This is a genomic window from Williamsia sp. 1135 (assembly GCF_002095395.1).
Taxonomy (GTDB): domain Bacteria; phylum Actinomycetota; class Actinomycetes; order Mycobacteriales; family Mycobacteriaceae; genus Williamsia.
In genome coordinates this window covers 1-21,759 of record NZ_MJEI01000090.1, presented here as the reverse complement: position 1 = coordinate 21,759, position 21,759 = coordinate 1, and the positions used below count along the sequence as shown (strand labels likewise).

The 21,759-nt window shown below is 65.0% G+C and carries 19 protein-coding genes; all 19 read left to right on the top strand.

All coding sequences use genetic code 11. The annotated features are described in order from the left end of the window. Window positions 1-62 precede the first annotated feature (62 nt). The 19 genes from BFL43_RS12375 (at window position 63) to BFL43_RS12285 (ending at window position 21,533) form a co-directional block, all read left to right on the top strand. Window positions 63-1,640 carry a long-chain-fatty-acid--CoA ligase gene (locus tag BFL43_RS12375; protein WP_084892845.1) on the top strand — a complete coding sequence of 526 codons (1,578 nt, stop codon included), beginning with the start codon at window positions 63-65 and terminating at the stop codon, window positions 1,638-1,640. 150 nt (window positions 1,641-1,790) lie between these two features. Then, window positions 1,791-3,950, top strand: coding sequence for an MMPL family transporter (locus BFL43_RS12370; RefSeq protein WP_084892844.1), 2,160 nt, complete (start codon window positions 1,791-1,793; stop codon window positions 3,948-3,950). Between the two features lie 42 nt (window positions 3,951-3,992). Further along, window positions 3,993-4,412: a response regulator transcription factor gene (locus BFL43_RS12365; RefSeq protein ID WP_084892843.1), complete on the top strand. Its 420-nt coding sequence runs from the start codon at window positions 3,993-3,995 to the stop codon at window positions 4,410-4,412. Window positions 4,413-4,674: 262 nt separating this feature from the next. After that, the gene (locus tag BFL43_RS12360; protein WP_084892842.1) at window positions 4,675-5,070 is read left to right on the top strand and encodes an NADH-quinone oxidoreductase subunit A; all 396 of its coding nucleotides are present in this window, start codon (window positions 4,675-4,677) and stop codon (window positions 5,068-5,070) included. A gap of 35 nt (window positions 5,071-5,105) precedes the next feature. Continuing rightward, the gene (locus tag BFL43_RS12355) at window positions 5,106-5,660 is read left to right on the top strand and encodes an NADH-quinone oxidoreductase subunit B (protein ID WP_084892898.1); all 555 of its coding nucleotides are present in this window, start codon (window positions 5,106-5,108) and stop codon (window positions 5,658-5,660) included. Beyond that, window positions 5,657-6,358 (top strand): NADH-quinone oxidoreductase subunit C, encoded by a 702-nt coding sequence (locus tag BFL43_RS12350; RefSeq protein ID WP_084892841.1) that lies wholly within the window; start codon window positions 5,657-5,659, stop codon window positions 6,356-6,358. The genes BFL43_RS12355 and BFL43_RS12350 overlap by 4 nt, the downstream gene beginning before the upstream one ends. Continuing rightward, window positions 6,358-7,683 carry an NADH dehydrogenase (quinone) subunit D gene (gene nuoD / locus BFL43_RS12345; protein ID WP_084892840.1) on the top strand — a complete coding sequence of 442 codons (1,326 nt, stop codon included), beginning with the start codon at window positions 6,358-6,360 and terminating at the stop codon, window positions 7,681-7,683. Before BFL43_RS12350 ends, nuoD begins: the two co-directional genes overlap by 1 nt. Then, entirely contained in the window at window positions 7,680-8,534 is an 855-nt protein-coding gene (nuoE, locus tag BFL43_RS12340) for an NADH-quinone oxidoreductase subunit NuoE (RefSeq protein WP_084892839.1), read from the top strand. The genes nuoD and nuoE overlap by 4 nt, the downstream gene beginning before the upstream one ends. A 1-nt stretch (window position 8,535) precedes the next feature. Beyond that, complete coding sequence (gene nuoF / locus BFL43_RS12335; protein ID WP_084892838.1) at window positions 8,536-9,837, top strand: NADH-quinone oxidoreductase subunit NuoF; 1,302 nt, start codon at window positions 8,536-8,538, stop codon at window positions 9,835-9,837. Next, window positions 9,834-12,272 (top strand): NADH-quinone oxidoreductase subunit G, encoded by a 2,439-nt coding sequence (locus BFL43_RS12330; RefSeq protein WP_084892837.1) that lies wholly within the window; start codon window positions 9,834-9,836, stop codon window positions 12,270-12,272. Before nuoF ends, BFL43_RS12330 begins: the two co-directional genes overlap by 4 nt. Beyond that, complete coding sequence (gene nuoH, locus BFL43_RS12325) at window positions 12,269-13,591, top strand: NADH-quinone oxidoreductase subunit NuoH (protein WP_084892836.1); 1,323 nt, start codon at window positions 12,269-12,271, stop codon at window positions 13,589-13,591. The genes BFL43_RS12330 and nuoH overlap by 4 nt, the downstream gene beginning before the upstream one ends. Further along, window positions 13,584-14,147 carry an NADH-quinone oxidoreductase subunit NuoI gene (nuoI, locus tag BFL43_RS12320; RefSeq protein ID WP_084892835.1) on the top strand — a complete coding sequence of 188 codons (564 nt, stop codon included), beginning with the start codon at window positions 13,584-13,586 and terminating at the stop codon, window positions 14,145-14,147. The genes nuoH and nuoI overlap by 8 nt, the downstream gene beginning before the upstream one ends. A 20-nt stretch (window positions 14,148-14,167) precedes the next feature. After that, a complete protein-coding gene (locus tag BFL43_RS12315) occupies window positions 14,168-14,929 on the top strand; it encodes an NADH-quinone oxidoreductase subunit J (RefSeq protein ID WP_084892897.1) in 762 nt (253 codons plus the stop codon). Next, on the top strand, window positions 14,926-15,225 hold the full coding sequence (nuoK, locus tag BFL43_RS12310; protein WP_084892834.1) for an NADH-quinone oxidoreductase subunit NuoK: 300 nt from the start codon (window positions 14,926-14,928) through the stop codon (window positions 15,223-15,225). The genes BFL43_RS12315 and nuoK overlap by 4 nt, the downstream gene beginning before the upstream one ends. A gap of 7 nt (window positions 15,226-15,232) precedes the next feature. Beyond that, window positions 15,233-17,116, top strand: a complete 1,884-nt coding sequence (nuoL, locus tag BFL43_RS12305) for an NADH-quinone oxidoreductase subunit L (RefSeq protein WP_084892833.1) — start codon at window positions 15,233-15,235, stop codon at window positions 17,114-17,116. After that, a complete protein-coding gene (locus tag BFL43_RS12300) occupies window positions 17,113-18,678 on the top strand; it encodes an NADH-quinone oxidoreductase subunit M (RefSeq protein WP_084892896.1) in 1,566 nt (521 codons plus the stop codon). Before nuoL ends, BFL43_RS12300 begins: the two co-directional genes overlap by 4 nt. Beyond that, on the top strand, window positions 18,675-20,291 hold the full coding sequence (nuoN, locus tag BFL43_RS12295; protein WP_240498219.1) for an NADH-quinone oxidoreductase subunit NuoN: 1,617 nt from the start codon (window positions 18,675-18,677) through the stop codon (window positions 20,289-20,291). The genes BFL43_RS12300 and nuoN overlap by 4 nt, the downstream gene beginning before the upstream one ends. An 80-nt stretch (window positions 20,292-20,371) precedes the next feature. Next, window positions 20,372-20,953: a gamma subclass chorismate mutase AroQ gene (gene aroQ, locus BFL43_RS12290; protein WP_084892831.1), complete on the top strand. Its 582-nt coding sequence runs from the start codon at window positions 20,372-20,374 to the stop codon at window positions 20,951-20,953. Window positions 20,954-21,056: 103 nt separating this feature from the next. Then, the gene (locus tag BFL43_RS12285; RefSeq protein ID WP_084889796.1) at window positions 21,057-21,533 is read left to right on the top strand and encodes a hypothetical protein; all 477 of its coding nucleotides are present in this window, start codon (window positions 21,057-21,059) and stop codon (window positions 21,531-21,533) included. The last annotated feature ends 226 nt before the right edge of the window (window positions 21,534-21,759 follow it).

The following is a 21,759-nucleotide window of genomic DNA, read 5'->3' as shown; positions in this document are numbered from 1 at the left end:
GGCGTACCACCAATTCAGCGCAACGACCCAGCCTAACCACCGCACCGCGATACAAGTGGAGGATGCAGCTTCGAGATTCGCCATCCGCGGGCGGCGGCATGACGCTCAGCGATCAGATGGCCCGGCACGCGCGCCGGACGCCGGACGCGGTCGCCATCCGCCACGACGGCACCGGGACCACCTACCGCGAGCTGGACCATGAGGTCAACCGCCTGGCCCGAGTGCTCGGCGACCGCGGGATCGGGCCCGGCGATCGGGTCGCGGTACTGGCGCACAACCATCCCGTGATCGTCGTCGCGATACTGGCCTGTACCCGGATCGGCGCGATCGCGGTGCCACTGAACTTCCGGTGTGTGGCCGCGGAGATCGAGTACATGCTCGCCGATTGCGGCGCAGTGTTCCTCATGGTCGACACCCACTGCGCCGCGGTGGCCGCCGCAGCTCTCCCTGCCGTGGACGGCGTCCGCGGCGGCCTCGTCGTCGGGAGTCCGGGTACGAGTGCCGGACTGCCCTTCGACGACTACGCCGACTCGCTGGCCGGTGCGTCCGACGCAGCGGTCGAGTCCGTGGTGGACGAAGGGACACCGGCGCTGATCATGTACACCTCCGGCACCACCGGACGGCCGAAGGGCGCGGTGCTCAGCCACCACAATCTCTTCGTTCAGGTGACAAGCCGCATCGCTCATTCCGGTACCCCGACCACATGCCGGGTCTGGCTTGTCGCGACCCCGCTGTTCCACATCGGGGGTATCAGCGCAGTACTGCATTCGATATACCTCGGCGGCACCCTGGTGATCGCCGGGTCACGCACGTTCGATCCCGCCGCCATCGTGGAACTGTTCGAGAGCGAACGGGTGTCGTCGTGTTTTCTTGTCCCTCAGCAGTGGCAGGCGGTCTGCGCCGTACCCGGCATCGCGGAGCGCGATCTGTCCGCTCTGACAGCCATCGCGTGGGGCGGCGCCCCCGCTTCGACGACACTGTTGCGCACCCTGATCGACACCTTCCCAAGGGCGGAGCTGAGTACGTCCTTCGGACAGACCGAGTGCAGTCCGGTGACCACAGTGCTCCGCGGCGCTGACGCGACCCGCAAGATCGGATCGATCGGCACCCCACTTCTCAACGTGGAGGTTCGCGTCGTCGACGCCGAGATGAACGACGTCGCACAGGGAGTGGTGGGCGAGATCGTCTATCGCGGACCGTCGGTGATGAGCGGATATTGGAACAAACCCGAAGAGAACGCCGCAGCGTTTCGGGGTGGCTGGTTCCACTCGGGCGACCTGGTGCGCGAGGACGAGGACGGCTACCTCTATCTCGTCGACCGCCTCAAGGACATGATCATCTCCGGGGGCGAGAACATCTACTGCGCAGAAGTCGAGAACACCATCGCCGCGCATCCGGCGGTCGCCGAGGTCGCAGTCGTCGGACTGCCGGATCCGAAGTGGGGCGAGGTCCCGCACGCGGTGATCGTCACGCGTCCAGGTGCCACTCCCCCAGCCGACGCCGAAGTCGAGCAGTGGTGTCGGGCGCGCCTGGCCGCGTACAAGTGTCCGCGACACATCACGCTGACGCATGAACTACCGCGCAATGCAGGCGGCAAAGTACGCAAAGACCGTCTCCGGACGCAGCTCATCCCGACCTGAAAAGGGCACCGCATCGGCTCCGAGTGGAAGCACTCGTATGCCGAGACATCGCACGTCCGAAATTGTTTCGCGTTAAAATTGCGCAGCTCAGGTCGGCAAGAGTCGACAAAAGGCAAGTTCAGGCCGGTGCTTTCGAATGGAATCGAGAAAATGTTCGCATTCATAGCGCGAGTCGTGGTCGGCCATCCCTGGCGTGTCATCGCCGGGTGGATAGTCGTGGCACTCGCAATCGTCATCTTCTCGCCCAACCTCGAGGACCACACGACCGGCAACCAACAGAACTTCCTGCCGACGTCGTTCGAGTCGATCAAGGCACAGAACATCGGGAACGAGTACTTCCCCGCGACCGCCGGAGCAACGGGATCGTTGGTGGTCTCCCGGACCGACGGCGCCCCGATGTCACCCGACGATCAGCAGGCCGCGCTCAATCTGGCCACCACCCTGCAGAACGAAAAGATCCCAGGCGTCGTCAGCGTCCTCGGCAGCCCGCAGTCGTTCTCACCCGACGGCAAGGTCGCCGCTCTGCAGGTGTCGTTCGCCGGACAACCCGGAGACGATGCGGTGGACGATGCCGTGCCGCTGGTCCGTGACGATGCCGACAAGGCGCTGGAAGGAACCGACCTACAGGCGGGCCTGACCGGCAACGCCGCCATCCTCGTCGACAGCAACACCGCGTATGACAACGCCGAGAACGTCATCACGATCGCCACCGTCATCGTCATCTTGCTGACGCTGGGACTGGTGTTCCGTAGCCCGATCATCGCGATCTTGCCCATCGTCATCATCGGACTCGTGTTCACCGCGGTTCAAGGTGTGACCGCCATGGCCGCAGGTCTTTTCGACTTCGAGGTGAGTACCTCTCTGGACGCCATCCTCGTGGTCGTGTTGTTCGGCGTGGGCACCGACTACATCGTCTTCCTGCTGTTCCGATATCGAGAAGAGCTGAGACAGGGCGACAATCCGACCCATGCCATCGCGCTGTCGACCAGGGTGGTCGGCCGGGTCGTCGCCTCCTCCGCACTGACGGTGATCGGCGCCTTCTCCGCGCTGTTCCTGGCGAAGCTCGGCTCGCTGAGTTCCCTTGCGCCCGGACTGATCATCGCGGTTGCTCTCATGCTGATCACCGCCCTGACCCTGATCCCGGCCATCTTCACCGTCCTCGGTAAGCATCTCTTCTGGCCGCTCGGTCCGGGCAATGAGCCGAAACGCTCGCCGTTCGGTCCCATCGGCCGGTTCGTCGGGAGGCGCCCCGCGGTCGTGGTGACCACCATCATCGGTGGCCTCATCGTGTTGGCGGTGTTCAGTTCCGGCTACAAGGCCACCTACGACACACTCGAGGAGATGCCTTCCGACACCCCGTCGCAGCAGGCCTTCAACACGCTCTCCGATTCTCTGCCACCCGGTGCACTCAGCCCGACCCAGGTCTATGTGAAGACGCCTGGACCCGTGCCTGCTGATGAATTGACAACACTCACAACAAATCTGAGTAAAGTTCCCGGTGTCGCGTCGGTGCAACCGCCCAAACTCAGCACCGACGGTACCGCTGCGCTGGTGAACGTGATCCTCACCGAGGGGCCGTACACCACCGATGCCCTCGACACCGTCGAGGGGCCCGTTCGCGACACCGCACACAGTTCGATCCCCGACGCAGAGGTCGAGGTCGGCGGACAGACATCGACACTGGTCGACGTTCGATCCCAACTCGGCTCTGACACCCGACTCGTCTTCCCGGTGGCGTTCGTGATCGTCGGGTTGATCCTGGGACTGCTGTTGATGTCGCTGCTCGCGCCGCTCAATCTGCTCGTCTGTGTCGGTCTCACGTTTGCGGCAACGCTCGGGGCATTGGTGATCGTCTTCCTGCATGGCGGCGGCCTCGTAGGGATCGACTTCTCGACGCCGATCGTGCTCTACCTCTTCGTCATCGCGATCGGGACGGACTACAACATCTTGCTCGCCGAACGATTACGCGAAGAATTCCAGAACGGGCACTCGCCGCAGAAGGCCGCGGAGATCGCCATCGCCAACGACGGCCCCACCGTTGCCGCGTCCGGCACGATTCTCGCGTTGACCTTCGCCTCCCTCGTGCTCACCGGTCTGGACAACCTCCGGGAACTCGGTGCCGGTGTGGCGATCGGGGTCCTGCTGGCGTCGCTGGTGATGGCGCCGATGCTGGTACCCGGATTGTCGGTGCTGCAACGCAGTGCGTTCTGGTGGCCCGCGAACAAGGCCAAACCCGCAGGCCCCGAGGAGGATGCGGAACTCCCGGACGGCCCGACGAGTCCGGACGATTCATCACTGGTCAAATCCTGAACGCGACGTGCCGCCCACTGCCGGACGAGTAGCATCGGCGAGGTGACCGACGCCCCGGTACGCGCCACCAATCGCCTCGATGCCACGCGCGTCCTCGTCTACAGCGATGACGCGAGTGTTCGTCGGCAGGTCATCGCCGCGCTCGGGGACCATCCGCCGTCAGGTCTGGCTCCCTTCGTCTACGTCGAGGTCGCCACGGCACCCGGCGTACTCCGCGAGATGGATGCGGGGGCGATCGATCTGGTGATCCTCGACGGCGAGGCAGCGCCCGCCGGGGGTCTGGGCATCGCCAAACAGCTCAAGGACGAGATCGACCGGTGCCCACCCGTCCTGGTCCTGACCGGTCGCCCAGAAGACCGCTGGTTGGCGAGGTGGTCGCAGGCCGAAGCCGTGGTGCCGCGGCCGATCGATCCCTTCCGGCTCACCGCCGCGGTCGTCGGGATCTTCGCACCCACCCCGTAATCCGCTGCCACACCCTGATTTGGTGTTACAGCGATCCGCGCCCGCAGCCGTCATTTATGAGCAAAACAGATAACTGCAATTACAAATCGGCACCGTCCGCAGCCCTCAGATCGCCGACGGCGACGGCGGGGCCGCCGGTAGTGTGTGTTTCAGATCACACACAGCCCTGAGTGGTCACCGCGACCGGACGCTCTGATTCGTCCGCCCGATCGCCCGACCACATCTCCGCCCGCCGTCTGCGCGAAAGGAGGACCCCGCACCGATGAATCTCTACGTCCCCATCCTCGTTCTCGGCGCGATCGCGGTCGCCTTCGCCGTAGTGTCGGCCATGCTCGCGAATCTGGTCGGTCCACGCCGATACAACCGAGCCAAACTCGAAGCATACGAGTGCGGCATCGAGCCCGTTCCAAATCCACTGGGCGGCTTGGGCTCTGGAAACCTCGCGGCCAGCGGCACCGGCCAGCGCATCCCGGTCAAGTATTACCTGACCGCCATGTTGTTCATCATCTTCGACATCGAGATCGTGTTCCTCTACCCCTGGGCCGTGTACTTCGACTCACTCGGAATCTTCGGCCTCATCGCCGTGGCGCTGTTCATCTTCAACGTCTCCGTGGCGTATGCCTACGAGTGGAGGCGTGGCGGCCTCAGCTGGGATTGACCGCACACCAAGCAGTTTCGGAAAGAGTGACCATCATGGGTCTGGAAGAAAAGCTACCGAGCGGATTCCTCCTGAGCACTGTCGAGGGACTGGCCGGGTACATGCGGAAAGGCTCGTTGTGGCCGGCGACGTTCGGGTTGGCCTGCTGCGCCATCGAGATGATGGCCACCAGTGGCGGTCGTTTCGACATCGCCCGCTTCGGGATGGAGGCCTTCCGCGCTTCCCCCAGGCAGGCCGATCTGATGATCGTCGCGGGCCGGGTCAGCCAGAAGATGGCCCCGGTGCTACGCCAGATATATGACCAGATGGCCGAGCCGAAATGGGTTCTGGCCATGGGCGTCTGCGCATCCTCTGGCGGGATATTCAACAACTACGCCATCGTCCAGGGCGTCGATCACGTCGTGCCGGTCGACATCTATCTCCCGGGTTGCCCGCCCCGGCCGGAGATGTTGCTGCACGCAATTCTCAAGCTCCACGAGAAGATCGGGGAGATGCCGCTCGGCGTCGACCGCGAAGCGGCGATCGCAGCCGCCGAGCAGGCCGCGATGTCGGCGACGCCGACCATCGAGATGAAGGGCCTACTGCGATGACGTCCGGTGACACCGACAACGACCGCGAGGGCGACCGCGAGGTCATTGGGATCCGGCGCGGACTGTTCGGGGTCCGCGGCAGCGGCGACACCTCGGGTTACGGCCGCCTGATCCGCCCCGTCTCGCTGCCCGGCAGCACACCACGGCCCTACGGGGGCTACTTCGACGAGGTCGTCGATCTGCTGACCGAGGCGTTGTCGTCCGAGGGGAATCCGGGCGCTGAGGAAGCATTGGAGAAGGTCGTGGTCTTTCGGGACGAACTGACGCTGCACATGCGCGCGCAGCACCTTCCGGTGGTCGCCTCGGTCCTGCGAGACGACCCCGCACTGAGATTCGAACTGAGCCTGGGCGTCAGCGGTGTGCACTACCCGGACGAGACCGGCCGTGAGCTCCACGCGACGTACCCCCTGTTGTCGATCACCCACAACCGGCGGGTCCGGCTGGAAGTCGCCGTGCCCGACAGCGATCCTCACATCCCATCGCTGTATGACATCTATCCCACCTGCGACTGGCACGAACGGGAGACGTACGACTTCTTCGGGATCATCTTCGACGGCCATCCGTCGCTGACCAGGATCGAGATGCCCGACGACTGGGAGGGGCATCCCCAACGCAAGGACTACCCCCTCGGCGGTATCCCGGTCGAGTTCAAGGGCGCTCGTATCGCACCGCCCGATCAGCGGAGGTCGTACAACTGATGAGCGAGCACGTCGAACAGGACAGCTACACCGAACCTGACGGGAGCCTCTACAGTGCGTCCGGGCAGGACTGGGACGAGGTGGCAAGCGCCGCCGCCGAGGCCGGAGAAGAACGCATCGTGGTCAACATGGGGCCGCAGCACCCGTCCACACACGGAGTGCTCCGGCTGATCCTGGTCCTCGACGGTGAGACCGTCACCGAGGCAAGATGCGGAATCGGGTACCTGCACACGGGAATCGAAAAGAATCTGGAGTTCCGGAACTGGACCCAGGGCGTCACGTTCGTGACGCGCATGGACTACCTGTCCCCGTTCTTCAACGAGACCGCGTACTGCCTGGGTGTGGAAAAGCTGCTCGACATCACCGACGCCATCCCTGAGCGGGTCAACGTCATCCGCGTGATGTTGATGGAACTCAACCGGGTCTCCTCACATCTGGTCGCACTGGCCACCGGCGGTATGGAACTCGGCGCGGTGACCGCGATGCTGTTCGGGTTCCGGGAGCGGGAACTGATCCTCGACGTCTTCGAGATGATCACCGGTCTGCGGATGAACCACGCATTCATTCGCCCCGGTGGCCTGGCCCAGGATCTACCCGACGGTGCGGTGGAGAAGATCCGTGACCTGCTCAAGGTGATGCCGGGTCGACTGCGTGACGTCGAGGACCTGTTGAGCGAGAACTACATCTGGAAAGCCCGCACGCAGGGAATCGGGTATCTCGACCTCACCGGTTGTATGGCGCTGGGAATCACCGGCCCCATTCTGCGGGCCACCGGACTGCCTCACGATCTACGCCGGTCATCCCCGTACTGCGGCTACGAGAACTACGAGTTCGACGTAATCACCGACACCGCGTGTGACTCGTACGGCCGCTACCAGATCCGTATCAAAGAGATGAAGGAGTCGCTGAAGATCGTCGAGCAGTGCCTCGATCGGCTGCGGCCGGGCCCGATCATGGTGGCGGACCAAAAGATTGCCTGGCCCGCCGATCTCACCGTCGGTGCGGACGGACTCGGCAACTCACCCGAACACATATCCAACATCATGGGCTCATCCATGGAAGGTCTCATCCATCACTTCAAGCTCGTCACCGAGGGCATGCGTGTCCCACCGGGACAGGTCTATGTCGCCGTCGAGTCGCCGCGGGGCGAGCTCGGGGTGCACATGGTCAGCGACGGTGGCACCCGGCCGTATCGGGTCCACTTCCGCGACCCGTCGTTCACGAATCTGCAGGCGGTGGCGGCGATGTGCGAGGGCGGGATGATCTCGGACGTCATCGCTGCGGTCGCCGGTATCGACCCGGTGATGGGAGGCGTCGACCGATGACTGCAGAACCGGTGTTCATCGACTTCGCGGCACACCACGTCACCACAACTCGTACCTACCCAGGCGATGTCCTCGCTCGGCTCGAGACCGACGCCGCGGAGATCATCGCGCGCTACCCGAGTCCGCGGTCTGCGCTGCTCCCGCTTCTGCATCTGGTCCAGAGCGAGGACGGGTTCATCACCCCGACAGGGATCGGCTTCTGCGCAGACCAACTCGGCCTCACCCCGGCCGAGGTCACCGCGGTCTCCACGTTCTATTCGATGTACCGGCGCCGGGAGACCGGCGACTACCTGGTCGGGGTGTGCACCAACACGCTGTGCGCGGTCATGGGCGGCGACGAGATCCTGGCCGACCTGAGCGAGTACCTCGACATCGGGCCCGGCGGCACGACTGCGGACGGCACCATCACCCTCGAGCACATCGAGTGCAACGCTGCCTGCGACTACGCACCGGTGGTGATGGTCAACTGGGAGTTCTTCGACAATCAGACGCCCCGCTCCGGTCGTGACCTGGTGGACGCGCTGCGCAGCGGCGAGCAGGTGACACCCACTCGCGGTGCCCCGCTGTGTACCTTCCGTGAGACCGCGCGGATCTTGGCCGGTTTCCCGGACACCCGTCCCGGCGCCTCGGACGCCGCCGCACCCGGCGATGCGACACTGGCGGGCCTGCGGATCGCGCGCGCGCTCGACATGGAGGCACCTTCGGCGAACGCCTCGGGCGACGCCACTGGCCCGGACGACCAACAGGTCGCTGCGGAGACGACGGCCGACAAACCTGCGCCCGCACCGGATACAACCGCACCTCCGCGATCCGGATCGTCGGAGACCACACCGCCCGGCGAGGGAGTCTGACATGTCACTGTCGCCTGTGCTGTCGCGCTACTGGGACGAAGCCGAGTCGTGGACCCTCGACAACTATCGCCGCCACGACGGCTATGCGGCCCTGCGCCTGGCCCTCGACATGGATCCCGACGCCCTCATCGCGGGAGTCAAGGCATCCGGCCTGCGTGGCCGCGGCGGCGCAGGCTTCCCCACCGGGATGAAGTGGTCATTCATCCCACAAGGTGACGGTAAGCCGCACTATCTGGTGGTCAACGCCGACGAATCAGAGCCCGGCACATGCAAGGACATGCCGTTGCTGTTGGCGACCCCACACGTACTGATCGAAGGAATCATCATCGCCGCGTACGCGATCCGCGCGGCCAAGGCGTTCATCTACGTACGAGGAGAGGTGATTCCGGTACTGCGCAGGCTGCAGACCGCCGTGGCGGAAGCCCATGAGGCAGGCCTGCTCGGCACCGACATCCTCGGTGCGGGTTTCGACCTCGACATTGTCGTACACGCAGGCGCCGGGGCCTACATCTGCGGTGAGGAGACGGCGCTGCTCGATTCGCTGGAAGGCAGGCGCGGGCAACCTCGCCTGCGTCCGCCGTTCCCCGCGGTCGCCGGCCTGTACGCCAGCCCCACCGTGGTCAACAACGTCGAGTCGATCGCGAGTGTGCCGCCGATCATCCTGCACGGCAACGACTGGTTCCAGAGCATGGGGACCGAGAAGTCACCCGGCTTCACCCTCTACTCGCTCTCCGGGCACGTCACCACACCGGGGCAATACGAAGCACCGCTGGGCATCACCCTGCGTGAGCTCCTCGATTACGCCGGCGGCGTGCGGGGCGGTCATGAGCTCAAGTTCTGGACTCCCGGCGGCTCGTCGACGCCGATCTTCACCGCGGAGCACCTCGACGTCACCCTCGATTACGAGGGCGTCGGTGCTTCCGGATCCATGCTGGGTACCAAGGCATTACAGATCTTCGATGAGACGACCTGCGTGGTCCGGGCCGTCCTGCGCTGGACCGAGTTCTACGCGCACGAATCCTGCGGCAAGTGCACGCCGTGCCGGGAGGGTACCTACTGGCTGGTGCAGATCCTGCAGGGTCTGGAGAAAGGCACCGGGACAGCCGACGATCTGCAGAAGCTACTCGACATCGCAGACAGCATCCTCGGCAAATCATTCTGCGCGTTGGGCGACGGTGCGGCGAGCCCGATCATGTCGTCTCTCAAGTACTTCCGCAACGAATTCATCGAGCACGCGGACGGCCGGGGCTGTCCCTTCGATCCCGCCCGATCAACCCTGTTCGAGAAAGTGGGCGCGCCATGACGGTGACCAGCAACTCGACCCCCGATACCACGGCCCCTGCCGACCTCGTGTCCATCACCATCGACGGGGCCCAGCTCCAGGTACCCAAAGGCACCTTGGTGATCCGCGCCGCCGAACTCATCGGGGTGCAGATCCCACGATTCTGCGACCACCCCCTTCTCGAACCGGTGGGCGCTTGCCGGCAGTGCCTGGTCGAGGTCGAAGGCCAGCGCAAACCGCTCGCCTCCTGCACCACCACGGTGAGCGAAGGGATGGTGGTCAAGACCCAGCTCACCTCCGAGAGCGCCGAGAAGGCTCAGCGCGGCGTGATGGAACTGCTGTTGATCAACCATCCGCTGGACTGCCCTGTCTGCGACAAGGGCGGCGAGTGTCCCCTCCAGAATCAGGCGATGTCCGCAGGCCGCACCGAATCCCGGTTCGAAGGCGTCAAACGTACCTTCCCCAAACCGATCCCGCTGTCGTCGGAGGTGCTGCTCGACCGCGAGCGCTGCGTCCTGTGTGCGCGATGCACCCGCTTCTCCGAGCAGGTCGCCGGAGATCCGTTCATCGACCTCCTCGAGCGCGGCGCCCAGCAGCAGGTCGGGATCGCCGAGGACGAACCATTCGAATCGTACTTCTCCGGAAACACCGTGCAGATCTGTCCGGTCGGCGCACTGACCGGCGCGGCCTACCGTTTCCGGGCCCGGCCGTTCGACCTGGTCTCCACCCCGAGTGTGTGCGAGCACTGTGCAAGCGGATGCGCGCAGCGCACCGATCATCGGCGAGGAAAAGTGCTGCGGCGGCTGGCCGGTGACGATCCCGAGGTCAACGAGGAATGGAACTGCGACAAGGGCCGGTGGGCGTTCACCTACGAAACAGCGCGTGACCGGATCACCACCCCGCTGATCCGGGGCGCCGACGGCAACCTGGAGGCGGCGTCGTGGTCCGCCGCGCTGGCCATCGCGGCCACCGGGCTGACGGCGGCACACGGCCGGGCCGGAGTCCTGGTGGGCGGCAGAGCCACCGCCGAGGATGCCTACGCCTACGCGAAGTTCACCCGAACAGCACTGGGCACCAACAACATCGACTTCCGCAGTCGCGCGCACTCGGCGGAAGAAGCCGGCTTCTTGGCCACCCACATCGCGGGCCGCCCCATGAACCTGACCTACGGCGACCTCGAGAAGGCACCGGCTGTACTCCTGGCCGGATTCGAGCCCGAAGAGGAATCACCGATCATCTTCCTGCGTTTGCGCAAGGCGGTCCGCAAAGGCGGGCTGACCGTGGTGTCCATCGCGACGCATGCGAGCAAAGGTCTGCAGAAGCTGTCCGGTGGTCTCATCCAGGCGATTCCCGGAACGGAACGCACCGCGCTCGAACAACTCCGCGACTCCGAACTACTCCGGCAGCCAGGCGCAGTCATCCTGGCGGGGGAACGACTCGCCACCTCGCCCGGGGCGTTGAGTGCTGCTGCGGCGTTGGCCATCTCGACGGGTGCGCGTATCGGCTGGGTGCCACGCCGCGCCGGAGAGCGTGGAGCGCTCGAGGTGGGCGCTCTGGGGAACCTGCTGCCCGGTGGCCGTCCCGTCGTAGACCCGGAAGCCCGCAGGCAGGTCGCCCGGATCTGGGGAACCGAACCACCGGCCGAGGCCGGACTGGGTACCGACGAGATCTTGGCGCAGGCGGCCTCAGGCGCTCTCGGAGCACTTGTCATCGGTGGCGTGGACATCTCCGACCTCCCCGACCCGGTGGCCGCCCTCGCGGCAGTCGTCGCCGCGCCGTTCGTGGTCAGCCTGGAATTGCGGGAGAGCGCGGTGACCGACCGCGCCGACGTCGTGCTGCCGGTGTCGGCGGTGGTACGCAAGAGCGGCACCTTCGTCGACTGGGAGGGGAGGCCACGCTCGTTCGACGCCGCGCTGCCCAGCGACGGCGCCATGCCCGACCAGCGAGTCCTCGACGCCCTCGCCCGCCAGATGGGCCACGTCCTCGGGTTGCCTACCGCCGAGGACTCCCGCGACGAACTCGCCCGACTCGGCCCATGGGACGGTGACTTCCCCGGCGGACCTTCGCTGCGGGACACCTTGTCCGGGACCACGGCGACACCGTCCGCCACACCGCCTGTGGCGCACGCAGGCGAAGCAATCCTGACGGGTTGGCGCATGTTGCTCGACGCGGGGCGCCTGCAGGACGGAGAACCGCACCTGGCCGGCACCGCCCACCGACCGGTGATCAGGCTCTCACCCGAGACTGCCGCCGAAAACGGGGTGACAGACGACGAACTCGTGACGGTCAGCACGGACCGGGGTTCGATCACGCTGCCCCTCGAGGTGACCCACCTACCCGATCGAGTGGTGTGGGTGCCTCTCAACTCGCCCGGGAGCGCTGTTTACCGAGACCTCGGGCCCGCTGTCGGACAACCGGTCCGGATCAGTCGAGTGGATCGGACGGAGAACGCATGACCGACCTCTCCGCCTTCGGCCACGACCCCTGGTGGCTGATCCTCGCCAAAGCCCTCGGTATCTTCGTCTTCCTGCTCCTGACCCCGCTCATCGCCATCCTCGCCGAACGCAAGGTGATGGCCTGGATGCAGACCCGGGTCGGACCGAACCGGGTCGGACCGAAAGGTCTGCTGCAGAGCCTTGCGGACGGGGCCAAGCTGGCGCTGAAAGAGGGCATCATCCCGAGCGGGGTCGACAAGCCCATCTACCTCCTCGCCCCGATCATCGCGGTGGTGCCGGCCATCATGGCCTACGCCGTCATCCCGTTCGGGCCGGTGGTCTCGATCTTCGGTCACCAGACACCGCTGCAACTGACCGACCTGTCCGTCGCTGTCCTGTACATCCTCGCCGTGACCTCGGTCGGGGTGTACGGCATCGTGCTCGCGGGCTGGGCGTCGGGTTCGACATATCCACTTCTCGGCGGGTTGCGCTCGAGCGCGCAGGTGATCTCGTACGAGATAGCCATGGGTTTGACGTTCGCCGCGGTATTCCTCGATGCCGGCACGATGTCGACGTCGGGGATCGTCGGCGCGCAAGACGGCACCTGGTACGTATTCCTGCTGCTCCCTTCTTTTGTCGTCTATGTGTTCTCCATGGTCGGTGAGACCAACCGTGCACCGTTCGACCTTCCCGAGGCCGAGGGTGAGCTGGTCGGCGGATTCCACACCGAGTACTCGTCGTTGCGGTTCGCGATGTTCATGCTCGCCGAGTACATCAACATGGCGACGGTGTCCGCGCTCGCCGCAACCCTGTTCCTCGGGGGATGGCATGCGCCCTGGCCCATCTCGCTCTGGGACGGCGCCAACTCCGGATGGTTCCCGCTGATCTGGTTCGTCGCCAAGGTCTGGGGCTTCCTGTTCTTCTTCATCTGGCTCCGGGCCACCCTGCCGCGACTACGCTACGACCAGTTCATGAACCTCGGCTGGAAGGTGCTCATTCCGGTCTCGCTGGCCTGGGTCATGATTGTCGCCACCGTGCGTGCCCTCCACAACGAGGGCTATGGAATCAGCACCGCGGTGATCGGTGTCGCCGGCGTCGTGGTGGCTCTCGGGCTTGTCGGTGTGCTCTGGAAGATGTTGCGCAACAAACGTGATCGTGCGCAGGCCGATTCCGATGCCGTCGAGGCGGCACGACCGTTCGACGCCATGGCGGGCGGGTTCCCCATTCCCCCGATGGCGCCTCCGGTCCCGCCGCGGCTGCGCCGAGTCCACCGCACCCATCCGACGGTCGTCGAGGGCACCCCAGAAGGTGTCACAGAAAGGGAGAGCACCGATGCGTAACCCACTGGAACCACTCGCCGGCTTCGGCGTCACGTTCTCGTCGATGTTCAAGAAGAACAACACCGAATTCTATCCCGAGGTCAAGACTCCGACGGCAGCGCGCTACCACGGCAGGCACCAGCTGAACCGGTATCCGGACGGCCTCGAGAAGTGCATCGGGTGCGAGCTGTGCGCCTGGGCGTGCCCCGCCGATGCGATCTTCGTCGAGGGAGCCGACAACACCGAGTACGAAAGATACTCCCCTGGAGAGAGATACGGCCAGGTGTATCAGATCAACTACCTGCGGTGCATCGGGTGCGGACTGTGCATCGAGGCGTGTCCGACGCGGGCGCTGACGATGACGAACGACTACGAGATGGCCGATGACAACCGTGCCGACCTGATCTACGGCAAGGACAAACTGCTCGCCCCACTCGCCGAGGGAATGACCGCGCCACCGCACGCGATGATGCCCGGCAGCACTGACGAGGACTACTACCGCGGCAATGTCCTCGGCGAGATCATGCCCGACAGCCCATCAGAACGTCGACCACGTCCCACCCCGAAGGCGTCGTGAACACCCTGCTCGCCGCGCCAATTCTGGCCGCGGAACCACTGACCCAGACCTCCACGGCAGAGGCCGTACAGTTCTGGATTCTCGGGACGATAGCGGTACTCGGCGCGCTCGGCGTCGTGTGTTCGACGAAAGCCGTGTACTCGGCGGTCTTCCTGGCGATGACGATGATCATCCTGGCGGTCTTCTACATCGCCCAGGGCGCCTTGTTCCTCGGGGTCGCGCAGGTCGTGGTGTACACGGGCGCGGTGATGATGCTGTTCCTCTTCGTCCTCATGCTCGTGGGCGTCGACTCGTCGGACTCCCTCGTCGAAACTCTTCGGGGACAACGACTCGGCGCGATCGTCGTCGGGCTCGGGTTCGGGATACTCCTGATCGCCGGCATCGGTAGCGCCTCCGTCACCGCGTTCGTGGGTGTCGAGGAGGCCAATGCCGGAGGCAACGTCGAAGGCCTGGCCGAGCTCATCTTCATCCGGTACCTCTGGGCCTTCGAACTCACCGGGGCCCTGCTGATCACGGCCACCCTCGGCGCCATGGTCCTCGCGCACCGAGAGCGACTCGGCGACAAGGAGAGCCAGCGGGAGATGTCGATCCGCAGGTTCGCCCAGGGCGCCCGGCGCACCCCACTGCCCAACCCTGGTGTGTATGCCCGGCACAACGCCGTCGACATGCCGGCGCTGCTACCCGACGGCTCGTACTCCGAGCTGTCGGTCAGCGACGTACTGGAACCGCGCGATCCGGCAGGTCCCAACCTCGGGGCCTCGAACTCTCGGGGTCGCTCATGAATCCCGAGAATTACCTCTACATCTCCGCACTGCTGTTCACCATCGGCGCAGGCGGGGTCCTGGTACGACGCAACGCCGTGGTGGTCTTCATGTGTGTCGAGCTCATGCTCAACGCCTGCAACCTCGCATTCGTCACCTTCGCTCGTATGAACGGCAACCTCGACGGCCAGGTGATCGCCTTTTTCACGATGGTCGTCGCGGCGGCAGAGGTCGTTGTCGGTCTCGCCATCATCATGACCATCTTCCGCACCCGCCACTCGGCCTCGGTCGACGACGCAGACCTGCTGAAGCTCTGAGCCGGCCATGGACAATGCGATCTGGGTTCTCCCCGCACTCCCCCTCGCCGGGGCCGTGATCCTGCTGCTCGCCGGACGGCGCAGCGACGCGTGGGGTCACCTGCTGGGCGTACTGATGGCGTTGGCGTCTTTCGCTTTCGGGCTGGTGCTGTTCTTCGACATGCTCGGTCGGGCCACAGACGAGCGGGCGATGACCGAGACGTTGTTCACCTGGGTTCCGGTCGCGGAACTGCAGGTCGACTTCGGACTGCAGCTCGACCAGCTGTCGATGTGTTTCGTCCTCCTGATCACCGGCGTCGGGACACTCATCCACATCTACTCCATCAGCTACATGGCCGACGATCCTGATCGTCGCCGATTCTTCGCGTACCTCAACCTCTTTCTCGCGGCGATGCTGCTGTTGGTCCTCGCCGACAACTACCTGGGCCTCTATCTCGGCTGGGAGGGTGTCGGTCTGGCGTCCTATCTGCTGATCGGTTTCTGGCATGAGCGACCCAGCGCCGCAGCTGCCGCGAAGAAGGCCTTCATCGTCAACCGAGTCGGCGACATGGGCCTCGCGATCGGCATGATGATCATGTTCGCGACTTTCGGGTCGGTCGGCTTCGCAGACGTCTTCGGCGGCGCCGGTGAGGCAGGCGAGGGAACACTCACCGCGCTGGGGCTGATGCTGCTGCTCGCAGCATGCGGCAAATCGGCCCAGGTGCCGCTGCAGTCCTGGCTCGGCGATGCCATGGAGGGCCCCACGCCGGTGTCGGCGCTGATCCACGCGGCAACGATGGTGACCGCGGGTGTCTACCTCATCACGCGATCCGGGCCCATTTTCAACCTTGCGCCCGATGCTCAACTGGGAGTGGTGATCGTCGGTGCGGTGACCTTGCTGTTCGGTGCGATCATCGGTTGCGCCAAGGACGACATCAAGAAGGCACTCGCCGCGTCCACGATGAGCCAGATCGGGTACATGGTGCTCGCCGCAGGGCTCGGGCCCGCCGGGTACGCCTTCGCCATCTTGCACCTGATCACCCACGGATTCTTCAAGGCCGGCCTGTTCCTCGGTGCTGGCTCGGTCATGCACGGCATGAACGACGAGACAGACATGCGCCGCTTCGGCGGGCTTCGCACCCTGATGCCGGTGACGTTCGTGACGTTCGGTCTCGGCTACCTCGCCATCATCGGGATCCCACCGTTCTCGGGGTTCTTCTCGAAAGACAAGATCATCGAGACCGCCTGGGCGGCAGGCGGGGTCAAAGGCATCATCCTCGGCACGGTCGCGGTCCTCGGCGCCGGGATCACGGCGTTCTACATGACCCGCGTGATGCTGCTGACGTTCTTCGGCGAGAAGCGCTGGAAGCCCGACACCCACCCCCACGAGTCCCCTGGCATCATGACGATGCCGATGGTCGTGCTGGCGCTGGGCTCGGTGTTCGCCGGCGGTCTGCTCGTACTCGGCGGCTCCCTGCAACATTGGCTGGAGCCTGTGGTGGGCGAACACCACGGTCATCTGTCGGTCCCGGTCTGGGTCATCACGGTCAGCACCCTGGCAGTCGTTCTCATCGGTGTCGGTATCGCGTATCGGCAGTACGCCGGCCGGACTGTCCCGACCTCGGCACCCGACGACGTGTCGTCGCTGACCGAGGCCGCCCGCGCCGACCTCTACGGCGACGCCTTCAACGAGGCAGCTTTCATGCGGCCCGGCCAAAAGCTCACCACCGCACTCGGACTGGCCGACACCAAGGGCGTCGACGGACTGGTCAGCGGTGTCGGCGCCGCGGTGTCCGGGCTGTCGACACACGTGCGCCGCCTGCAGACCGGACTCGTACGTTCCTACGCGCTCTCGATGTTCGCCGGCGCCGCACTGCTCGTCGCGATGATGATGGTGGTGAGGGTGTGGTGAGCGACTTTCCCTGGCTGACCCTGCTGTGGGCGGTACCCGCCGGTGGCGCTGTCCTCATCCTGACCCTGCCGCCGCGAATGAGGCCCCACGTGAAGTGGTTGGCGCTGGGCGCATCGCTGGTGGTGCTGGCGATCTCCGTCGGACTGGCCGTCGGCTTCGACCCTGGCGGCGCTCAGTACCAGTTCGTCGAATCACGCTCCTGGATACCGGCCTTCGGAACGAAGTACGCGCTGGGCGTCGACGGCATCGCACTGGCCCTGGTAGTGCTCACCGCGGTACTGCTCCCTCTACTGTTGATCGCCGGCTGGAACGATGCTGATGAGGACCGGCGTCGGGCCACCCACCGTTACGTCGCACTGATGTTGCTCGTCGAGGCGATGGTGATGATCTCGTTCACCGCTCTCGACATCCTGCTGTTCTACATCTTCTTCGAAGCCATGCTCATCCCGATGTATTTCCTCATCGCGGGTTTCGGCGGTCCCGCCGAGGCAGGCCTTCGCTCACGCGCCGCCGTGAAGTTCCTGCTGTACAACCTCGCCGGCGGGCTGATCATGTTGGCCGCGGTCATCGGTCTGTACGCCGCCACCACCGACATGGGCAGCGGGACATTCGATTTCCGGGAGATCGTCGCGGCCATCTCCTCGGGATCGCTCGACATCGACCCGACCGTCGCCAAGGCACTGTTCCTCGGGTTCATGTTCGCGTTCGCGGTCAAGGCCCCGCTGTGGCCCCTGCACACCTGGCTCCCGGATGCCGCAGTGCAGGCCACCCCGGCCAGTGCGGTGCTCATGATGGCGGTCGTCGACAAAGTAGGAACGTTCGCGATGCTCCGCTACTGCGTTCAACTCTTCCCGGACGCCACAAGGTATTTCACACCACTGGTCATCACACTCGCGGTGATAGGCATCGTGTACGGCGCCATACTGGCGATCGGGCAGACCGACATGATGCGCCTGATCGCGTACACCTCGATCTCCCATTTCGGTTTCATCATCCTGGGAATCTTCGCCCTGACCAGCCAGGGGCAGGCAGGGTCGACGCTCTACATGGTCAACCACGGGATAGCCACCGCCGCACTGATGCTCATCGCGGGCTTCCTGATCACCCGTCGCGGCACCCGCAACATCGCGGACTACGGCGGAGTGCAGAAGGTCGCACCGATCATGGCGGGCACCTTCCTCGTCGCCGGCCTTGCGACCCTCTCCTTGCCCGGTCTCGGACCGTTCGTGAGCGAGTTCCTGGTTCTCATCGGCACATTCACCCGCTACCCGGTCGCGGCGGTGTGCGCCACCATTGCCCTCGTCCTCGCAGCGATCTACGTGCTGTGGATGTACCAGCGGGTCATGACCGGCCCGGTCACGGCGGGGAACGAGAAGATACCCGACCTCAAACGGCGAGAACTCGCGGTGGTCGCCCCACTCATCGCACTGCTCCTGGTGTTGGGCATATACCCGAAACCGGTGATGGACGTGATCGATCCTGCTGTCGGGCACACCCTCACGGTGATCGATCAGCATGACCCGGCGCCTGCCGTGGCCGAACCGGACGGAGGAGGGCGATGACATCTCCGGCAATGGCGGTGGAGGTCCTGCCCGCGCCATCGATCGAGTACGCACAACTGTCCCCGATGCTGATCGTGTTCGGCGTCGCGGTGGTCGGTGTCTTGGTCGAGGCCTTCGGTCCCGCACGGTATCGCTACAGCGGTCAGCTGGTGCTCAGTCTCGGAGGTCTGGCAGCCGCGTTTGTCGCGGTGGTCGCGCTGGCAGGGACCAATTCGTCGGCGGCGGTGGGGTCGGTGGCCGTGGACGGTCCCACGTTGCTGCTGCAGGGGACGATTCTCGTCGTCTCCGCACTGGCGATTCCACTGATGGCCCAACGCGCCACGGCCGGGGTCATGGCCGGTGCGGCTGCCGGCGCGAGCTCAGGCGCTGGGTCCGACGGTAACCGGAAGGTGCTCGACGCGTTCGCCTCTGCGGCCTCCACCGTGCCCGGCAGTCCGGCGGAGCAGAACGCCTCGCGGGCGGGAATTGTGCAGACCGAAGTCTTCCCGCTGGTGATGTTCGCGGTCGGGGGCATGCTGCTCTTCCCTGCCTCCGATGACCTGCTGACGATGTTCATCGCGCTGGAGGTCCTCTCGCTTCCGCTGTACATGCTGTGCGGACTCGCGCGGCGGCGTCGCCTGATCTCGCAAGAGGCAGCGCTCAAATACTTTCTGCTCGGCGCATTCTCGTCGGCGTTCTTCCTGTTCGGTGCGGCATTCCTGTACGGGTACGCGGGGTCGGTACAGCTCAGCGAGATCGCAACAGCCATCGACGCCGAGACAAACGACCGCACCCTGGCGCTGATCGGCGCGGGACTGCTCTCCGTCGGCTTGCTGTTCAAGGTCGGGGCCGTGCCCTTCCATTACTGGGTGCCCGACGTCTACCAGGGCGCGCCGACGCCTATCACCGCATTCATGGCCGCAGCCACCAAAATCGCCGCCTTCGGTGCCATGCTGCGTCTGTTCTATGTCGCATTGCCCGGACTCAAGGACGATTGGCGCCCGGTCTTGATCGTGATCGCCATCCTGACCATGGTGATCGCCTCGATCGCCGCCATCACCCAGACGGACATGAAGCGCATGCTGGCGTATTCCTCTGTCGCGCATGCCGGATTCATCCTCACCGGAGTGGTGGCCATCAACCGGGCCGGCCTGTCGTCGACCATGTTCTATCTCGCCGCGTACGGGTTCAGCACTGCTGGGGCATTCGCCATCGTGACGCTGGTCCGCGACAAGTCCGGTGAGGTCACCGACATGTCCCGCTGGGCCGGGCTGGGGCGTCGATCACCCTTGGTGGCAGGCGTTTTTGCCCTCTTCTTACTGGCGTTCGCAGGCATTCCCTTGACCAGCGGATTCGTCAGCAAGTTCGCGGTCTTCCAGGCCGCGGCGTCCGGTGGTGCCGTGCCGCTGGTGATCGTCGGCGTGATCAGCAGCGCGATCGCAGTCGTGTTCTATGTCCGCGTGATCGTGTTGATGTTCTTCTCCGAGCCCGATTCCGACGCACCCACCGTCGTGATTCCGGGCATCGGGACCACGATCTCCATTGCGTTGTGTGTCGTGGTGACAGTGCTGCTCGGCATCTTTCCCCAACCCCTCCTCGACCTGGCCGACCAAGCGGCGGTCTTCCTCCAGTAGCCCGGAAGTGGTGGGTTCGGGCGAGCGTTCGCCCAGGTCGACCTCGCCCGAACCCACCACTTTGGGAATATCATCGCGCCATGCGGATTCGATCCTTGCTCATCGGCATTGCGGTGTCGGCAACGGCGTTGCTCGCCCCGACCGCGGCCCAGGCAGCGCCGGGCGGTTCGGTCGCAACCGTTGATCTGACCGGCCTGACGTCGGCGATCGCCGACCGGCTCGCCCTCGCCGACACCGTTGCCGCGTCCAAGCGGGCGTCCGGTGCAGCAATCGACGATCCCGTCCGCGAACAGGTGGTGCTGGACTCGGTATCGCTGCTCGCCGTCGAACGCGAGCTGGATCCCGCCTACGTCCGAATGGTGTTCCGAGACCAGATCGAGGCCAGCAAGACCGTCCAGCGCGGCCTGTTCGAGGTGTGGTCATCGCCGGGAGGCATGCCCCCGTCGGGCTCGCCCGACCTAGGGCCGGTGCGGACAGCCATCAATGCGCTCAACGTCGAGATCGTCGATCAGCTGGCGGCTCAGGAAACGATCCTGTCAGGCGGTCTCTGCCTGCCCGGTCTCGCCGGATCCACCGCGGTCACGATCGGTGTCAAACAACTCGATCCGCTCCACATCGCAGGTCAGATCCAGGCCGAGACCTCCCTCTGCGGCGCTCCCTGACCTCAAACCCACCGTTCTGGTCAAACCCAAGGGTCTGAACCCTCCCTGCCACCCTGGTTGTAAGACAGCAGGAGTGGTAGGGGTGGTGGGGATGGAGTGTGACATGGATTTGTTGAGTACCCCGATCGATATCCCGATTGGACGGTCAGCGAAAGGGCGCCGTTCGTTCCCGATTGCGTTCCGGATTGCGTTCTTGCAGCGCTGGGATCTTGCGGTGCAGCGCGGCGCGAAAACCCAGTTGATGCGCGAGTACAACTTGACCAGGGCGACCGTGCGAGAGTGGTTAGAGGCCCGCGAGTCCGGTGCGTTCAGTGACTCGATGGTCGCTGCCGCCGCCAAGACGAGGGACCGCATGGACAGTCAAGACCGCGCTGAGCTGGCCCGGTTGCGCGCCAAAGTCGCCCGGTTGGAGAAGAAGAACGACCAGTCCGAGGCGGCGTTGGAGATCATGGGAAAAGCCTTCGAGCTCTTGGACGGGATCACCAAGAGCTCGACCCAGGACGAGGGTCCGCAGATCCCACCAGCTTTGATGAGCGCCGAGCAGTACCAGGCCTGGCTCAAGCGACATCATCTGTCCTGATCGAGCTGGTCACCGCACTGACCGCCCATACCTGGATTGGGGTCACAGCGGCGTGTGATCTGACCGGCGTGGCCCGCTCGACCTACTACCGGATCACCCGGGGATACAAGCACTACACGCCCGTTGAAGACCCGACCCCGCAGTCTCAGAGGTTTCAGCCGGCGGCGTTGGCCACCGAGGAACAAGAGGCCGTTCTGGAGATTTTGAATCGGGAGGATTACTCGGA